The organism is Candidatus Stoquefichus massiliensis AP9, from assembly GCF_000455285.1.
Taxonomy (GTDB): domain Bacteria; phylum Bacillota_I; class Bacilli_A; order Erysipelotrichales; family Coprobacillaceae; genus Stoquefichus; species Stoquefichus massiliensis.
The window spans coordinates 46,277-64,768 of record NZ_HG005284.1 but is presented as its reverse complement, the minus strand read 5'-3'; the positions used below and the strand labels follow the sequence as shown (position 1 = coordinate 64,768).

The following is an 18,492-nucleotide window of genomic DNA, read 5'->3' as shown; positions in this document are numbered from 1 at the left end:
TGAAACTTCATTTTGCTGATTATAGAATAATTACCGTCAATATTGTCGTCATAAAGAAAGGAGGCATATTCATGCCAAGACGTGGAGAAAATATATATAAGAGGAAGGATGGAAGATGGGAAGGGCGTTTTATCGTATCAAGAAGTATCTCTGGAAAAGCAAAGTATAAGTCAGTTTATGCATCAAGTTATAGTGAGGTGAAAAGAAAATTAGGAGAATGTAAGAAAGAAATAACTTTAAATATTTATGGTCATCAGTATAATGAATATCCGTTTTCCTTATTCTGTAAAGAATGGCTAAATGCTCACAAGAAGTATGTGAAAGAGTCAAGTTATATAAAATATTATAATGTTGTTACACTACATATTGTTCCTTATTTAGGTAAAATTAAATTAAAATATATGACAACACAATGTGTTTATTGTTATATTCAAGAACTTTTAGCAAAAGGCTCTAAAAAAGGTGAAGGATTGTCTACGAAGACAGTTTCTGATATTCTTTCTGTCTTTAAAAATATTATGAAGTATATTGAGTATCATTATGGAGATGTTTGTTTCGATTTTCATCAAATTACTGTTAAACAACATAATGAAGTTAAAATGAGAATTCTTAATCATCAAGAAATGAGAAGATTATATACTTATATTTTAGAAAATCAAAATCTTATTAATTTAGGAATACTTTTAGCTTTATCTACTGGTATAAGAATAGGTGAATTGTGTGCAATGAGATGGGATGATATTCATCTTAATGAAGGTGAACTTTATGTTATGTGGACAATGCAAAGAATTCAAACAAAAGATACTTTATCTCAAACAAAAACGAAAGTTATCATGACAATGCCTAAAAGTGAATGTTCTATTAGGAAAATTCCTATTCCCCAGTACCTTATATCATTATTAAAACCATTTGAATGTCATCATAATGAATACTTTTTAACAGGAAAAAATCAACAATATATAGAACCACGTTGCCTTGAGTATAAATTTAAAACTTTCATGAACATAAATCATATAGAAAATATTCATTTTCATACTCTAAGACATACATTTGCAACACAATGTATTGAGTTGGGCTTTGATGTTAAATGCTTGAGTGAAATACTTGGACATGCAAATGTCAATATTACACTTAATAAATATGTTCATCCAACCTTTGATTTAAAGAGAGAAAATATGAATAAGTTCAATCAGTTTATTAACGTCAAAAATAACGTCACTATGAGTTGAGTTTTATATATTCTTTAATAGAAAACATGTTTTTCTTAGAGTAGGATACTCTAAGAAAGGCATGTTTATTCATTAATTATAAAAAATAAGGGAAGTGATATAATGGATATACAGTCTGATCAATATGAAGATGAAATTGAAATAGATTTAAAAGCTTTATTTCTACATATAAGACATTATTGGTATGCTGTAGTGATTGGAGCATTGATTGGAATTTTCTGTGCTGGTATTTATTTATGGAAATTTGAAGTCCCACAATATGAAGCGAGTTCAATGATTTATATGAGAGGGTCAAAGACATCCGTTTCGTTACAAGATTTACAAATTGGGTCAGAGTTAACGAATGATTATGAGATTATTTTAAAGAGCAGACCTATATTGGAAAGGGTTATTAAAAAGCTGGACTTGGATATGGATTATCTAAGTTTAGGGCAACATATTCAGATTTCTAATCCGACAAATACAAGAATATTAAAAATGACAGTGACAACTGATGATCCTATTATTTCTAAAAAGATAGCTGATACTTTAGCAAATTATGGAATGGATAGTATAAAAGAGATTGATTCAAAGCAGCCTTATTTAGTTGAGAATGCTATTGTCAATGATCATAAGGTAAATACTTCTCCTAAAATGGTTTTCTTAATGGGATTATTGATAGGATGTTTTATAAGTATTTGTGCATTGTTTATTCAGTTTATAACCAATGATAGAATTTGTTCAGCAGAGGATATTGAAAAAACGTTAAATATACCTGTTTTAGCTGGAGTTGTTGAAAGTAAAGTCATACAAAGAGAAAAAAGAAATGCACGTAAGATTGCAAGTCAGAAGGTGTTTCAATGAAGTTTGGAAAAGCAGAGATTAAGAAGTTACATGAAGATAAGTTTCTTTTAGAATCGTTTAATACATTGCGGACAAACTTATTATATACAAAAGATTTGCAGGTTATTGCTATCACAAGTTCGACACCCAATGAAGGAAAAACAACTTCAGCATTTTATTTAGCAAAGAGTTATATTGAAATTGGAAAGAAAGTTATTTTAATTGATTGTGATTTAAGAAAGGCAAGTTTAAGAAAGTTCTTTACAGTGAAAGTCAAGGCAAAAGGATTAAGTGATTTTTTGAGTCAACAGAGTCAAGAATTTATACATGAAACGAGTGAGGAAAATTTATTTGTAATATTTGCAGGTCAAATACCACCTAATCCAACTGAATTATTAACAAGTTCAAAATTTGATAGTCTAATTCAAACGTTAAAAGAAGAATTTGATATTGTTATTATTGATACATCACCAATGAGTGCAGGAATAGATGCTTCTATTATTGGAAGAGTCGCTGATGGAATTGTTTTGGTTATTCGTAATAATTTTGTCAAGAAACATACCTGTAAGCGTGTCAAAAAAGAATTGGAGCGTAATGGTGGTCGAGTTGTTGGAGCGGTTTTAAATCGTATTGAAAAGCATCAAACTGATTATTATGAGTATGGTTATGGTGAATATTACTCATCATAAGAAGATTATTGTTGTTATATCTATAATATGCTGTATGGCAGGTGGAATTATATTTATGACAATGAACAGTGAAAAGAAAAGTGAGAAGATGAATCATGATGAAATGAATGATTATCAATATATCACTGTTAATAATCAAGAGTATAAATTTAATACTGATTTAAAAATGATTTTATTTTTGGGCATTGATTCTCAAAATATGGATGAATTAGGGCAATCAGATATGATTCAACTTATTATTCTTAACCAAAAACAGATGACTATGAAGATCATATCATTATCTAGAGATATGATGACAGATATACGCATATTTAGTGCATCTGGTGAAGATCTTGGTTGGAAACAACAACATTTAGGTTTGGCGTATTCATATGGAAAGTCATCAAATAATGGCTGTATGTTAGCAATTGATGCAGTTTCTCGTATGTTTGGAGGTATTCCAATTATTAATTATGTAGCAATAAATATGTCTTCAATGGAAACTATCCAAAATGTTGTAGGATCATTGTCAATTCAATTATCTGAGGATTATACAGACTTGAATCAACAATGGAAAAGTGGAAAGACCATACAGTTGAAAGCAAAAGATGCAGAGAAGTTTTTAAGAACTAGAGATACTGATAAAGATTATTCTAATACTGCTCGAATGAAGAAACATAAAGTTTATATTGAAGCTTACATGACTCAATTAAAAAAATTATTGAAAGCAGATTTTCAGCAGGTTATTCAAAAACTTTATTATCTTTATGAAGATACTACAACGAATATATCTTTAGAAGAGATATCAGCATATGCTGAAATATTAATGAATTATCAAATTGATTTTGAACAATCTTTTTATACTTTGGAGGGAAAAGAACAAGTTGGTAAATATCATGATGAAGTATTTATTGATCAAGTTCAATTAGAAGATTTAAAACTAAAATTATTTTACGAGGAGAGTAAAAAATGAAAAAATTAATGAAAGTATTGACAGTTGCTGTGACAATGTGTGTTTGTTTAACACCAGTATTTGCAAAACCAAGTATTTCACACAATGGAACTATATCTACAAATGAAATCTTAATTGATGGAAAAAAAGTAGATGCAACAAAAGTAACTGCTGGTTTCAAAAGTGATTTTTCAACAACAGTGGTCAAAAAAGAAGTTGTTGAAGCTATTCAACAACTGAATACTGATCCTAAAAAATTAGTAGAAGCATTAAAAGCAACAAATATTGATATTCAAGGATTAGATGAAACGAAATTAGAACAATTAGAAGTTTTAACACAGGTTCAAGACTTAACACTTATTGATAAAACAACAGGTGAACCAATGAAGGATGTTAAGAATGTTACTGTAACTTGGGAAGTTCCTAATCTAGTGAAAGGGTTAGGAGACATACGTGTTCTTCATTTTAGTACTGTTAGAAATGTATGGGAAATTTTAACACCTTCAGAAATAGATTATGCTACAAATTCAATTACTCAATTTTTCAAAGACTTATCACCAGTTGCTGTTGTATATGTTCCTTCAGCAGGTGGCGATACAACAGGATCAAAAACTGATAAACCACAAACTGCAGATACAAATATGATTTTACCTATTGCTGCTGTATGTGTATTATCAGGAGCTTTAGTATTTGTATTATTAAGAAAAAAACATGAAAATTAGGAATATGAAAGTTTTATAAGTATAAATGAGATTGTTCAAGTTTGGTAATATAAGAAGATAAAGAGTGAAATACTATCACTCTTTTGTGCTATTTATTTGTTTTATAGGTATAATTATGTTTGCAAAATAAAAGATAACTGTTTAATGAGTTATCTTTTAAATTTCAAAATTTATCTAAATTGAAACTTGGTGGGATATCATTAGGATCAAAGTTTTGACCATCAAGATTAGATAAATCGAAATAGATAAGTGAATCTTTTGTAACACCCCAATTCTGCTGGGAACGAGAAGATTCCTGAATTTTATTAAATGCTTGTCTAAACATTGTGTTATGTGCTTCTTCACGATTTAATAAGAAATCAATCGTTTCTCTAACACCTTGATCATCAATTTGACGATATAAATTTTCATAAACAACTTTAGCACGTTGTTCTGAAGCAATATCTGATAAGATATCAGCAGCTAAGTCACCTGTCTCATTAACATAAGCAGCAGTCCATAAATATCCCGATGCATTTGCTAGCATCGGTGTTAATCCTGTTAAAACATGTGCTTCAACATTACCGATTGTTGCATCTTGTGCACAAGGTTTGTGACCATTTAATAAATTAACAAGTTCAGCAATCATTTCTAGATGACATAATTCTTCAGTTGCAATATCTAAAAATAGATCTCTTATTTCTTTATCACGGATTCTAAAACTTTGAGCAAAATATTGCATTGCTGATTTTAATTCACCTTGTGGTCCACCAAGCTGTTCTTGTAAAAGAGTTGCATAATTGGGATTGGGTTTATCAACTTTTACAGGATGTAAATAACGACTTTCATATTTAAACATTATATTTCACCTCAAAAGTATTATTTACATAATAAGAAGATATATACAGAGAAAATGATTTCTTATTCCTTAAAACATGTTATAATATCAAATGGTTTAGAATTGGAGGAATATTATGTCATATAAAACAATAAAAAATATCATAGGTATAATACTTGGAAATACATTGTATGCTTTAGCAGTTATATTGTTTATTGTTCCTAATGGTCTGATTACAGGTGGATCTACGGGATTGGCAATTGCTGCTAACCATGTTTTTGGTATGTCTATAACAGCATTTGTTTCAATTTTTAATATTGTAATGTTTGGAATAGGATTTTGGATATTAGGAAAAACTTTTGCATTAACAACATTAATTAGTACTTTTTATTTTCCTTTTATTTTAAGTGTATTTGAAAAAACAATGGGTTATACACAGATGACAACTGATCCATTACTTGCTGCATTATTAGGTGGAGTTCTTATAGGAAGCGCAATAGGTATTGTGATTAAGTGTAATGCCTCAACTGGTGGGATGGATATTCCGCCATTGGTTATTAATAAAAAGATAGGTATTCCAGTTTCTATATCAATGTATATATTTGATTTTATGATTCTATTAATGCAGGTATTTTATACAGATAAAGAGATGGTTTTATATGGAATTGTATTAGTTGCCACATATACAATTGTTTTAGATAAGGTCTTAGTTGTAGGAAAAGCCCAGACTGAGGTAATGATTGTTTCTAAGGAATATAACAAAATTAATGAAGCAATTATTCATGATTTAGATCGCGGAACAACTATGTTAAAGTCAATTTCAGGTTATATGAAAAATGAATATCCAGTAGTTATGACGGTTGTTTCTAATCGTGAATTGCCAAAATTAAATGATTTGGTTTTGAATATTGATGAACATGCTTTTATGGTTGTTAGCAAAGTGAATGAAGTTCGTGGTAGAGGATTTACGTTTAAAAAGGAATATATTGAATCTTAAAAAATCTGGATTCGTCAAAGTTTAAAAGTATATAATATTGCAAGATACAATCTATATATGTGACTGATTTTCTGTAGATAATATCATTTTGAAAATGATACATGGATTTGCAAATAACAGAAATCATACAATATAGCGGGTATAATAGATTTGCTTTCCCAGATATTATAAGGGATGTACATTAGCGGACCTCTATGATTTGTATTGGAACAGTTAAGTTAGCAGATTTATTTAACGGTGTATCTAATGGCTATAAAGTTGTCTATGCTATTAAGAAAAATAGAAGTTATTTAAGCAATATTCTTGGAGAATTTTAATATGATTTGACCTAAAAAGATTTTGAGTCTTATAAAGAAAACGGATAGACCAAGATTTGATCAATCCGTTAACATATTATCTAAGTAGTCTCTAACGAATATAGATATAGTGCTGTATATGAGACATCCATATGTTGCGAATAGGATGAGACAGTAAATTTTCTTTTACCTATCATTTGTTCTGTTCAATATATGCATCTATATTGCGTTCAACAACACTGAATGGAGCAGTTCCGCTTTTTAAAAGTGCTGTATGAAAATCTTTATCTTTGAATTTTGTGCCGAGTTTATCTTCGGCATTTTCTTTTAAAGCAATAATTTCTTCATATCCAACATAATAAGGTTGGAATGCAGAAGGGTTTGCTTGTAATTGATAATATTGATTTTTGAATTGTTCATCATCCTCTAAAGTTAATCCTTTAGCATTTAAGAAATCTTTAAATTGTTCAAATGACCAACCTTCATAATGAATGCCAATATCTGCTAAAATAATAATACAATAAGTTGCCAATTCATTTTCTTTTGTCAGTTCCAAATAGTTTTGATCAATATCTGTTAAATAATTAAAGGCATAGTATTGTGCATAAACAGCATAACCTTCAGAATAAGCAGAACTATTTGCTAATGCTTTGCGATAAGGAGAAGATATGTTTTCATACATATAGGCATATTGATACATATGTCCAGGAAATCCTTCATGCGCAACGGTATGATAAGTTGAAACAGTTGAAACATCTGCTGAATTTGGATTGACACGTAATTGTTTCTTTTCAGTTCCATCAAGTGGAGGAATATTAAAATAAGCAGCAACACCCGAAGATGAAGCAATTTCTTTATTAATATCTTCAATATGATAACTTGTATTTTTAACTTCAGGGAAATCATTAAATAAATTCTTTTGAATATCGTCTAACATTTCTGTGTAATTCTTATAATTTGTTTTTGGTTCTGACTGGTTAATATTTGGATTTTTTGCGGCAACTGCCATTAAATTTTTCAAATGATTATTGTATGCTTTTGTCATCATAGTACGAATATCAGATACTGATTTATTTGAGCCAATATTTTTTTGTAGTAATAGTTCATAATACTCTTTTCCATTCTTAAATTTAGCATATCCTTCAGTATTATTTGTTCCTGATTTGAAGGATTTCATTGTGTCTCTAATATCCTCATAAGCAGGAATAAATGAATCTTTAAATGCTTGACTCAGTTGTTTTTTGTATTCAGATCCTTTCTCTAGTGAAAGTTCATCAATACTTTTTTTCATAGCCTCTAAAACAGCACTTTGATCTCCTTTTTTAATGATTTTATCACAATATGCAATCACTTCATTAAGATCAACCATCAATAGACCTTTTTCTTCTTGTTTCTTTGTATAATCTAAGGCGCTATCTATATATGGTTTAATATCGTTAACAACAGTAACTAAATTTTTTACATCTTGTTCATTGCGTAATTGCCAATCTGCTAACGTTGTTGGTAATTGATAATGAATACCAGTCATACTTTCAAAGATTTGTTGATAATAATCAAATTTGTCATCATTCAACTTCTCTTCTAATTCTGTTTGATATTTATAGATATCATAAGTATCTTTTTGATCATCTGTTAAAACATCACGATCAAATGATTTCAATTCTTTAAGAGCAGAAAGATTATCTTCTTTACTCTTTTTTATATTCTCTTCAGTAATGCGATTTCCTAAATTGACATTAACTTTGCTCATATCAACACCAAAATTCTTAGGATTGACCATAAATGTATGAGCAGTTGTATAATCACTTTCCATTGTTTTTACGAATTGTGTTTGAATAAATTCATTGAATTTCTTTTGAACATCTTCGTTGTTTGTTGATTGGCATCCAATTAAAGAAACAGCTAAAATAGTTGATAAAAAGACAAGTGATAATTTCTTTATAAATTTCATAAAATATTCCCCCTTATATATAAGTATAATGTGTTTTTAATTTATCAGCAATATAAATAGAACAAATCAAATGACATATTTTTGCAATATTATAAAAAATGATTATAGTGGGTATAAGTCGTGTTATCATAATTTATTTTCCATTTATTTTAAGTGACTTGAACAAACAATTGGATTGCAAAGATAACAATTCGTCCACTATTGATTGCTTTTTTTGGAAGCACGACAATAATTAGAAATTATGTTAAAGTCCATTTTTGACTATATGAAAAATGAATATTCAGTGGATGGCTATTTATCAAATTGATGATCAGAACAATCAGTAATATGACTTTATTCTTGTTCGATCTATAATGATAATATAAGCACATTAAAAACATGCCAACCAGATAGTATAACAATTGCATTATCCATAACACAATATTTATCATATTCTATATTCAACAAACTCATGATTAATATTTATAAGTTTCTTCAATACAATAATATATAAATTTATGCTATAATAAATAACAGGTGATGATAATGGAATGGAAAGATATATATTTAGATAAAGAAGTTGATGCTTGCATCGTTATAAAGACTTTGTCTAAACAAAAGATTATGGATTCAATTCATTATTTGTATAAAGGTAACCTAGTCATTGAAGAAACTGATCTTCTTATGTATAAAAACTGTCTTGTTATTAAGATAGAACCCCAAAGATTTTTAGACTATGTTGATTTGTATAAACAAATCATGCGAATATCTGGTCATAGAGAATCGTTGCAGACAATCATGAAAATACGCAATACAATGGTAGATGCTTATCGAACAAGATTGGATGCTGTTATGATTGGAACAACACAATGGTCTGAATCATTTTTGTTAAAAATGAATATCCGAAACTGTCAAAGCGTCTTGGATATTTATTTTGAAAATGGGAATTCTTATTATGAAGATGCAGCTGATATCGTAAGAATTGATGAAAATAATTTATATGCAAAGGTCATTAAAAAATATAGTATGGAGGAAAAAAGATGAGTAATGAATGTAATCATGATTGTGGTTCATGTCAGGAAGAATGTGATGAAAGAAGTTTTTTAGCACCAATGAATGCTCACTCTCAAATTAAAAAAGTGATTGGGGTTGTGAGTGGTAAGGGTGGCGTTGGAAAATCTTCTATCACATCTTTATTGGCAGTGCTGAAACAAAGAGAAGGAAAGAGTGTAGCAGTTTTAGATGGTGATATTACGGGACCTTCTATTGGTACAACATTTGGTGTGGAAGGAACACAACTTTATTCTAATGGTCAAGAGATTATTCCTGCTGTTAGTCAAGGTGGTATTAAGATTATTTCTACAAATCTTTTATTAGATCGTCCTGAGGATCCCGTTGTTTGGAGAGGTCCAATATTAGCAGGAATGATTAAACAATTCTGGACTGATGTGCGTTGGGGAGAAGTTGATTATATGTTTGTGGATATGCCACCAGGAACTGGTGATGTCCCATTAACTGTATTTCAGTCTTTACCATTGGATGGTATTGTCATTGTGACAAGTCCACAAGAGTTAGTTGGAATGATTGTTGGAAAAGCAGTTAATATGGCAAAACAAATGAATATTCCAATTCTTGGAATTGTTGAAAATATGAGTTATGTTGCTTGTCCTGATTGTGGACGTAAGATTTTTGTTTTTGGAAAGAGTCATCTTGAAGAAGTTGCTCAAAAATATGATTTAAATATTTTAGGTCATTTGCCTTTGGATAGTGAACTTGCACAATTATGTGATATGGGTTCAATTGAAAATTATTCATCAAATTGGTTAGATGAATTCAATGAAAAAATCAAAGAATTTTAAGGAATCAATTCATTTTGATTCTTTTCTTTTTAGAATAATGATATTATAGATGTGAGGTGATAAAAGTGATAGGTTCAAAAGATTTTACAACACCAATAGAATTTCAAAAACAACAGAAAAAGTTAAAATTGAGGAAGTCGTATTTGGTATTAGGTGTTGTTATTATTTTAGTGATGATTATTGGAATAACACAAACTCAAAATAAGGAAATACCAATGATATCAGCTTATCAATTTACATCTAAACTTGTTAAAGACGTGACTGGATATAATAAATCAATAGGTTCTGGTCATTATAACAATAGTTATACAATATACGATAGTTCTCAAAGATATTTTAATATTGAATTCTATCAAAATGAGTCACTTGCAAAACAACGATATTATCAGCTAGATGAAATCAATGAATATATACGTAAAATTGATGATTCTTCCCAATTTACAAAATTCTTATCGCATGTTCAATCACCTTATTTTATATCTGAAGGTTATGTTGAAAAAAATATTGTCATTATTTTTGATGCAAGTATAGATGAAAATATCAAAACACAATATTTAAATGCTTTTAAAAAGTTAGCAAAGCAAAATACTGTTGAACCAAGTCGAAGTGATTTGTTGGAAATAGAAAAATTATCTACAGAAATCATTAAAGAAAGATTTATGCAAGTGATGCAAAAGACTGATGAATTATTAACTATTCAAATGTTAAATCATGAAATAGATCAAAAAACAATAGAACAAGATAATATATTTCTTAAAGATATTCCTATGTTTGAAAAATATTATCAGCGTTGGAATCAATATGCTGAATTATTAAAATCCCATTCATTTGAAGGAAGTGAACTTCAAAAATCACTTCAAAAGGAACTCAAAGAAAAAGTTTATAAACAAGGTGAGTATACTGTAGGACAAGATATATTAGCAGGCTATTATATTGCAGTGAGTCAAGATCATCCACAAATGGAAAGCATATATCAGCAGTATTCATGGAAACAAGATACTATTTTTTATTTAAAAGATGATCAAAAAGTGTCTATATCAAAAGATGTTTTGCTTTACTCTTTGGAGAATTCTCCAAAACTGAATACAGAAGGTTTTACGAGTGGTGTTTTTAAAGTTGGTCAACATATCGAACCAGGGACATATGAATTAAAAGCTCAAAGTCGATATCCATGTGATTATTGGATTGTTGATCAGTCAGGACTTTCGGATTTTGTAGAACAAATGTTTAATAAATATCATAGTTTAAAATATCGAAAAGTGAAAAATGATCAAATGCAAACAATTACTTTAAAAGAAGGTCAGTATCTTTTCTTAATTGAGGGGAAATTGGAAAAGAAATAGGTGAAAATAATGAATGAGAACATAAAATTGAATATACTTAAGGCTGATTCACAATTTGAGGAAAAAGATTTTTATATTTGGTGTCAGGATGTTATTTTGGAAATAGAGGAAGCATGGTCTTGTAAAGATATTGATTTATTAAAATCTTATGAAACAAAAGAGCTTTTTATAATTCATCAAGAACAATTAAAGAATATGGTAGAGAGACATGTTCAAAATATAGTTAAAGATATTGATGTTAAAAAGATAGATATTGTTGGATATGAATCTAAAAATGATATGGATTGTATTGAAACACATGTAGAACTCGCGTTGATTGATTATTATCAGTCATTAGATAGTCATGAAATATTACAAGGTTCACAAATAAAAAAAAGAAGTGTCAAATATAGAATTGTCTTTGTAAAAGATAGGAATATGGTTTCTAATGGTTTTCAAACATTAAGAAGTTTAAATGTTTGTCCTTATTGTGGAGCACCTATAGATTTAAAAAAGAGTAATCATTGTGAGTATTGTCAAAGAGATATTCATGCAAGGCAAAGTTGTTATAAAATCAACGAATTAGAGATACTTACATTAATATAATATACCAGATATGGAGGGAAAATAATGGCAATAATTGATTTAGTGAAATATGATGGAAGTCCAGATGTTTTTGTATGGAAGTATCCTGAACAGGAATTAAGTACATGGACGCAATTGATTGTGAATGAGTCACAAGAAGCAATTCTTTATAAAGGTGGAAAAGCATTAGATTTATTTGGAGCAGGGAGACATGTCTTAGAAACGGCAAATATTCCACTATTAACAGCTCTAATTGGTCTTCCTTTTGGAGGTAAATCGCCTTTTACAGCTGAAGTATGGTTTATCAACAAAACTGTTTCAATGGATATTAAATGGGGAACACCATCTCCAATACAACTTCAAGATCCAAAATATAAAGTTTTTTTACCTGTGAGATCATATGGACAATTTGCAATTAGAATAGACGATTCGAGACAGTTTTTAACATCGTTAGTAGGAACATTACCTTATTTTGATAAAGAACAAGTAACAAATTATTTTAAAGGTATTTATTTAACAAAAGTAAAAGATGCAATTTCATCTTATATTCTTAAAGAAGGAATAAGTGTTTTAGAAATTAATGCATCATTAGAAGAAATATCTGATTATATCTATAAAAAAATGATTCCAGAAATGTCTAAATATGGGATTTCAATTGTCAATTTTAATATTAATGATATCAGTGTACCAGAAGATGATTCAGCAGTCAAAAAACTCAAGGATGCTTTGGCTAAACGTGCTGAAATGGATATCTTAGGATATAACTATCAACAAGAAAGATCATTTGATACATTAGAAGGTGCTGCTAAAAATGAAGGTGGATTAGGTGGCATGATGGGGGCTGGAATTGGTCTTGGAATGGGAGTAGGAATTGGTGGTCCAATGGGTCAACAAGTCAGTGATTTAACAAGCGAAATCAAACCATCTCAAAAGATGAAAGAATGTCCAAAATGTCATGAAAAATTTGCACAACATGTCAAATATTGTCCAAATTGTGGAGAAGATATGCAACAAACCGATGAAAAAGAATGTCCAGCTTGTCATATGATGGTACCTATGAAAGCAAAATTTTGTCCTGAGTGTGGAAAAGCATTTCAAAAAATATGTTCTAAATGCGGAACAGTTGTAGAAGCACATGTTAAGTTTTGTCCTGAGTGTGGTGAAAAATTGAATAATAACATTTAACTTATGGAGGTGAATCCAAATGAAAAATAAATTCTTTGTAGGGTTTATGATTGCCTTGATATGTCTATTTATTTTTTGGTTATTATCTGTAGGCTTTCCTAGAAAAATGGGAAACTCATATGCATCAGTTCAAATATTTAATCTTCATTCATCAAAAGAGTTTTATGATTTTTATGCACCAGAATATTATTTTGATGTAGATAAACCTAAACAAACATTGAGTGATATCAATAAGATAGATATCTGGTATCAGGGAAGTGTCAATGATGATTATAATATAGTTTTTAAGGGAGGTTCATTTAATCAAGATGAAAATCTAGAAATCATTTATTCTGTATCAAATTATAATGAAGATGAATTCCAAAAATTAAAAAAAGATGATGAACTCATTGATGATGAATTGAATATTTATTATTGTTTTGATGAAAATAATATTGAAGTTGTTCATAATCATGATAATCAAGAACTGATTAAAATTATCATGATAAATATTCATCAAGAAAAACAGACATTGGAGAAAATGAAAACTATTATTTATGAAATAATGAAAGATAGTATACAACTTAATGAAAGAATATCCCAATAAAACACCAGATCATTATGACTGGTGTTTTATCATGATACGTAAGAAATCTGCATATTGAGCATGATCTAACAAAGACTTAATATTGACATTTCTGACGTTTAAATTAGTGAGTGTATTCGTTAATGTGTTATAAATATAATTGTTTGTATCTAGGCATGAAAAGAGAATGATGATTTGAATAGTTTGTTTATCCCATGTGATAGGGTTATTTAAAATTAAGACAGCTAAAATATTATTATTGTTTAAGGGTTTATTAAGTTTTATTATTCCTATTTTATTTTTGTATGTAATGATTGTTCTTTGCTCTTTCATAAGGAGAGTGTTTTTAAATGATTCTTTTAATGTAGGATATTGACATTTAAGCATTTTATAAAATTCATTAATAACATCTGTTTTATTTCTAGATTTAGCATGTGATTTAAAGAGTTTGGGATGAAAAATTGTTTCTATTCTATTTTTATTAAAGAGATAAGAGAGATAATTCTCTATTTTATCTAAATCATCCTGATTAATAATTTGAGAGATATTAATATAAGGAATGAGTAATTGTTTATGAATTGGGACAGTTGATATAATAAAATCATATTGACTTAAGTCTTCATCAGGTAATTTATAATATTGTGATGTTTTGATGATATTTATTTGATTTTCAAAGCGTTCTAAAATTTGTGATGCACTAAGATCTTCAGCACCACCACCTAAACCACATAATAATAAAACTCTTTTTTTAGTCACTTTACGATTATGAATATGTGTATTAAAAATGATTGCAAAGAATGCAAGCTCGCTCATTGATAAAGATTGGTGAGTATATTTTTGAATAACTGATGATGTGATTTCGGCCAATTCATATGCAAGAGGATAAGTTGTTTTTAATTCGTCATATAAAGGATTTCGAATTTTTTCATGATAAGCTATACGAATAAGTGCTGCTTCAATATAGAGTGTAAAAACTGTTTTAAATTTTTGATCATTAAATTCTAAAAGTGTTTGTTTACAAATTTCATCAAGAATTTCATTGACTAAGGCAATTGTTTCAGGTTTGTTAATTGGTCTTGTTCCTTTAGATGATCTTTTACATATTAACTGAATAGCGATTTGATTGATTTCGTTTTGATTCATATGGCAATTTATACGTTTTTCAACAAAAACAGCGATATCATACGCTGCCAGAAATTCTTGGCGTCCTTCAATAATGGATAAATCTTGGGATGTATGAATAGTTGACCCAGATAATATTCTTGTAATACTTACAGAAAGACTGAGGAGGAAATCACACAAAGCAATATCTGACATTTCAACTTCATGTTTCTTAATTATTTTAATAATTCCATATTCTAATGAATCTTTCTCAACAATGTATGAATTTAAATAATCATAAAACATTTCTGATTGTCTTAAATTTGTAAATAAATAATCACATATAGGTTTGCGCTTATTGACTTCATCACCAACAATACAAATCCCATAGTTCGGTTTCTGATGCATTGTGAGACCATATTTAAGAACTGTTTGACGAGCTTGTTTTAAATCACAGGAAATTGTTGAGCGACTAATTAATAATTCATCAGCAAGATCATCAATCTTCATATAATCATTTTTATCAATAAGCCGTTTAATAATATAATTTTGTCTTTCCCATGGGAGGGTTGGAAAAATAGATTCTCGCTGACGTTCAGCATCTTCAATAATCGTTGCTAAAGATTGTAAAGAGACGGATGACTTTCCTTCAATAATATATCCCTTAGAAGTTTTAGATATTAATTCATATCCTAAGGATTTGAGAATCTTTTTGATGTTCAGCATTTCATCTCTAACCAAACGTCGATTAATTCCTGTTGCTGTTGCAATATCATAAGAAGAAATGTAATTTGTTGATGCGATGAGTAATTTTATGATTTCTATTTCATTTTTCTTTAAGTTCATAATAAACTCCTCCTCATTTCATTTATTATAACAAATTTCGACATTTGTGTAAACGTTTTCTCTAAAAAGAAGTTTTCTCAAAATTCCTTGAAAACATTGATAAATAACGATTTTGAAGTAAAAAAAGAGTTACTCGGCATTAGTTGTGCCGATAGATAATATAGAAAAAAATAAGTGACGTGATAGAATAAAAGCGTAAAGAGAAAACGTTTACACTATGTTTTCAAAACTATAACGAAGGGAGAATTTATATGTCTACTGAAAACATGTCCTTTATGGACAAATTGATGGCAAAAGTTGATGTCATCGCTGGACCAATGACAAAGTTCGGTCAAATTCCATTCATTAAAGCTGTTGTTAATGGTATGGTTGGATCAATTGGTGTCACTATGGTTGGTTCGATTTTCTTAATTGTTTTTCTTTTATGTTCTGATGGTGGTTTAACAGAAACTGCATTATTGCCGTTTATGAAGCCTTGGGCTGGTGATTTAGCGTTAATTAACAGCTTATCTATGGGGATGATGGCTGTTTACATTGTCATTGCAATGGGTGCTGAATATGCTGAAATTAAAGGTTTCAACAAAACAACAGGTGCTGTTGGAGCATTCTTCGCATTTATTTTGTTAAACTACAATGCTGTAGGAAAGTTATTTGTTGAAGGTGTGGCTGCTGATGCTTTACCTAGTGCTCTAGAGATTACTTACTGGGGTGGAGCTGGTGTTATCACTGCTATGGTTGCTGGTGCAATTGCAATTAATGTGATTCACTTGTGTTATAAGTATCATATTCGTATTAAATTACCAGATTCAGTACCACCTGCTATTTCTGATAGTTTCTCTGCAATTATTCCTTATTTCATTATTGCAATTATTTGCTGGGGAATTAGAACAATCATAGGTATCAATATTCCAGAAATGATTGGAAATATGTTATTACCTGTATTATCTGCTGCTGACAATATATTTGTTTATTCTTTACAACAATTCTTATCAGCATTGTTATGGACTTGTGGTTTACATGGTGATAACATTACAGGTGCTGTAACAAGTGCATTCTTAAATACTTGGATTGGTGAAAATAACGCTGCTGCTATGGCTGGAACAGCTGTTACAAATTTACCATATACTTGGACACCAAACTTATGTAGATTATCTCAATGGGTATCTAGCTGCTGGCCTATCTTAATTTACATGTTTATTTCAAGTAAGAAGTTGCCTCATTTAAAACCATTGGCTGCTATTTGTTTCCCACCTGCAATCTTCTGTATTATTGAACCAATTATGTTTGGGTTACCAGTTGTATTGAATCCATTCTTGATTATTCCATTTGTTGTAACACACACAATTACTGGTGCATTAACTTATTGGTTAACAGCGATTGGTTTTGTAGGAAAGATGTATTTGAATTTACCATGGGCAACACCATCTCCTATCTTAGGATATTTGGCTGCTGGAGGTTCATTTGGCGGATTTGTTGTTGTCTTTATTAACTTAGCTATTGGTATGGTTATTTTCTATCCATTCTGGAAAGCTTATGAAAAATCAGAAGTGCAAAGATTGGAAGAAGAAGCTGCTGTTACTGCTGCAGTAAACGCATAAAATAAATAAGGGGGACTTGGAATCAGGTCTCCTTTATTAAACAAGAGGAGGAAAAGAATATGAAAGAATGTCCATATTGTCATAAAGATTTACCAGATGATTCAACGTTTTGTACTTATTGTGGGAAGCCACTTCAAAAAGTAAGTATGCAGGATTTAGAAAAAGCAAAAGAAAAACTAGAAAAAGAAAGAGAGAATCAAAAGATTGATCCTTCTTTAAAACACAATCCTCGTCAAAACAGTTGGAGTAAACTTGGACTCATGCTTTTCCTCATTTCTTTAATAGGACTTGATTTTATTGTTGGGTCTATTGTTGGAACATTGGGAATGAATACAAGATTTGTCTTTATTATCAGTATGATTGGATATATAGGTGCAATTGGTTGTGGTGTTATGTCATTTGTGATTGATCATCAAGATAAAAAAAGAGGTTTTCAGCCTAATGGGAATAGTAAGTTTGCAATGGTTGCGATTATTATGAGTGGTTATATTGCTTTGTTGAATCTTTCAACAGTGATCTTAAAATAAAGGAGAGCGGGTCATATGTATTGTCGAAAATGTGGTGCAAAATTAAATGATACAGCAAAGTTTTGTGATAGCTGTGGAGAAGCTGTTATAGTTGTAAAACAACGAAGTGATAGTCAAAAATATGAAGAACGTCAAACTAAAGAAACCAAGAAAAAATCTCAACAAAAAATTGAGGAATTAAAAAATCCTTATGTTATTCCAGCTCTTGGAACAGCAATATTAGCATTTGGATTAGCCATATTTCCATGGCCAGTTTCGTGGGGTATAGGAACAAGTTTATGGATGAGAATATTGATTTTATTAATTGCATTATTATCAGACTATCATTGTACAAAATCAAGACAAGTTAATAATCTATACAATATTCAATATCGTTATCGTGTTCAGCCTCAATTGGTGACAACTGCAACAGTGCTTGCAACACTTACAACTGCAGTTGCACTATTTGCATTAATTAACATGTGAAAGATA

The 18,492-nt window shown here is 29.6% G+C and carries 18 protein-coding genes; 15 read left to right on the top strand and 3 right to left on the bottom strand.

Going from position 1 to position 18,492, the window contains the following annotated elements; genetic code table 11:
• Positions 1–71: 71 nt before the first annotated feature.
• The 5 genes from BN350_RS00325 (at position 72) to BN350_RS19810 (ending at position 4,393) form a co-directional block, all read left to right on the top strand.
• Positions 72–1,229 (top strand): tyrosine-type recombinase/integrase, encoded by a 1,158-nt coding sequence (locus BN350_RS00325; protein ID WP_028041819.1) that lies wholly within the window; start codon positions 72–74, stop codon positions 1,227–1,229.
• A 102-nt stretch (positions 1,230–1,331) separates the two neighbouring features.
• On the top strand, positions 1,332–2,072 hold the full coding sequence (locus tag BN350_RS00320; RefSeq protein ID WP_028041818.1) for a YveK family protein: 741 nt from the start codon (positions 1,332–1,334) through the stop codon (positions 2,070–2,072).
• Positions 2,069–2,740: a CpsD/CapB family tyrosine-protein kinase gene (locus tag BN350_RS00315; RefSeq protein WP_044599999.1), complete on the top strand. Its 672-nt coding sequence runs from the start codon at positions 2,069–2,071 to the stop codon at positions 2,738–2,740. Before BN350_RS00320 ends, BN350_RS00315 begins: the two co-directional genes overlap by 4 nt.
• The gene (locus BN350_RS00310) at positions 2,718–3,692 is read left to right on the top strand and encodes an LCP family protein (protein ID WP_028041816.1); all 975 of its coding nucleotides are present in this window, start codon (positions 2,718–2,720) and stop codon (positions 3,690–3,692) included. Before BN350_RS00315 ends, BN350_RS00310 begins: the two co-directional genes overlap by 23 nt.
• A complete protein-coding gene (locus BN350_RS19810) occupies positions 3,689–4,393 on the top strand; it encodes an LPXTG cell wall anchor domain-containing protein (RefSeq protein WP_049945472.1) in 705 nt (234 codons plus the stop codon). The genes BN350_RS00310 and BN350_RS19810 overlap by 4 nt, the downstream gene beginning before the upstream one ends.
• Positions 4,394–4,556: 163 nt before the next feature.
• Here BN350_RS19810 and BN350_RS00300 read toward each other — a convergent pair whose 3' ends face one another.
• Positions 4,557–5,231 carry a manganese catalase family protein gene (locus BN350_RS00300; protein ID WP_028041815.1) on the bottom strand — a complete coding sequence of 225 codons (675 nt, stop codon included), beginning with the start codon at positions 5,229–5,231 and terminating at the stop codon, positions 4,557–4,559.
• A 115-nt stretch (positions 5,232–5,346) separates the two neighbouring features.
• Here BN350_RS00300 and BN350_RS00295 point away from each other — a divergent pair, with 115 nt between their 5' ends.
• Positions 5,347–6,207: a YitT family protein gene (locus BN350_RS00295; RefSeq protein ID WP_028041814.1), complete on the top strand. Its 861-nt coding sequence runs from the start codon at positions 5,347–5,349 to the stop codon at positions 6,205–6,207.
• 489 nt (positions 6,208–6,696) lie between these two features.
• Here the strand turns inward: BN350_RS00295 and BN350_RS00285 are convergent, their stop codons facing one another.
• Positions 6,697–8,454, bottom strand: a complete 1,758-nt coding sequence (locus BN350_RS00285) for a DUF885 domain-containing protein (RefSeq protein ID WP_028041813.1) — start codon at positions 8,452–8,454, stop codon at positions 6,697–6,699.
• A 525-nt stretch (positions 8,455–8,979) separates the two neighbouring features.
• Between BN350_RS00285 and BN350_RS00280 the strand changes: the two genes are divergently transcribed.
• The 6 genes from BN350_RS00280 to BN350_RS00255 all read left to right on the top strand — a co-directional run bounded on the left by BN350_RS00280 (position 8,980) and on the right by BN350_RS00255 (position 13,970).
• Complete coding sequence (locus BN350_RS00280) at positions 8,980–9,477, top strand: hypothetical protein (protein WP_028041812.1); 498 nt, start codon at positions 8,980–8,982, stop codon at positions 9,475–9,477.
• On the top strand, positions 9,474–10,292 hold the full coding sequence (locus BN350_RS00275; protein ID WP_028041811.1) for an Mrp/NBP35 family ATP-binding protein: 819 nt from the start codon (positions 9,474–9,476) through the stop codon (positions 10,290–10,292). The genes BN350_RS00280 and BN350_RS00275 overlap by 4 nt, the downstream gene beginning before the upstream one ends.
• 65 nt (positions 10,293–10,357) lie before the next feature.
• The gene (locus BN350_RS00270; protein ID WP_028041810.1) at positions 10,358–11,635 is read left to right on the top strand and encodes a hypothetical protein; all 1,278 of its coding nucleotides are present in this window, start codon (positions 10,358–10,360) and stop codon (positions 11,633–11,635) included.
• Between the two features lie 9 nt (positions 11,636–11,644).
• The gene (locus BN350_RS00265) at positions 11,645–12,220 is read left to right on the top strand and encodes a TIM44-like domain-containing protein (protein ID WP_028041809.1); all 576 of its coding nucleotides are present in this window, start codon (positions 11,645–11,647) and stop codon (positions 12,218–12,220) included.
• Positions 12,221–12,244: 24 nt separating this feature from the next.
• Positions 12,245–13,384, top strand: coding sequence for an SPFH domain-containing protein (locus BN350_RS00260; protein ID WP_028041808.1), 1,140 nt, complete (start codon positions 12,245–12,247; stop codon positions 13,382–13,384).
• A gap of 19 nt (positions 13,385–13,403) precedes the next feature.
• Entirely contained in the window at positions 13,404–13,970 is a 567-nt protein-coding gene (locus tag BN350_RS00255; RefSeq protein ID WP_044599998.1) for a hypothetical protein, read from the top strand.
• Between the two features lie 12 nt (positions 13,971–13,982).
• Here BN350_RS00255 and BN350_RS00250 read toward each other — a convergent pair whose 3' ends face one another.
• Positions 13,983–15,896: a BglG family transcription antiterminator gene (locus BN350_RS00250; RefSeq protein WP_028041806.1), complete on the bottom strand. Its 1,914-nt coding sequence runs from the start codon at positions 15,894–15,896 to the stop codon at positions 13,983–13,985.
• A gap of 251 nt (positions 15,897–16,147) precedes the next feature.
• Here BN350_RS00250 and BN350_RS00245 point away from each other — a divergent pair, with 251 nt between their 5' ends.
• From BN350_RS00245 to BN350_RS00235, 3 genes are read left to right on the top strand one after another with little or no spacing between them, the layout of a single operon-like run.
• Complete coding sequence (locus tag BN350_RS00245; protein ID WP_028041805.1) at positions 16,148–17,494, top strand: PTS sugar transporter subunit IIC; 1,347 nt, start codon at positions 16,148–16,150, stop codon at positions 17,492–17,494.
• Between the two features lie 59 nt (positions 17,495–17,553).
• Positions 17,554–18,021 carry a zinc-ribbon domain-containing protein gene (locus BN350_RS00240; RefSeq protein ID WP_028041804.1) on the top strand — a complete coding sequence of 156 codons (468 nt, stop codon included), beginning with the start codon at positions 17,554–17,556 and terminating at the stop codon, positions 18,019–18,021.
• A 15-nt stretch (positions 18,022–18,036) separates the two neighbouring features.
• Positions 18,037–18,486 carry a zinc-ribbon domain-containing protein gene (locus tag BN350_RS00235; protein WP_028041803.1) on the top strand — a complete coding sequence of 150 codons (450 nt, stop codon included), beginning with the start codon at positions 18,037–18,039 and terminating at the stop codon, positions 18,484–18,486.
• The last annotated feature ends 6 nt before the right edge of the window (positions 18,487–18,492 follow it).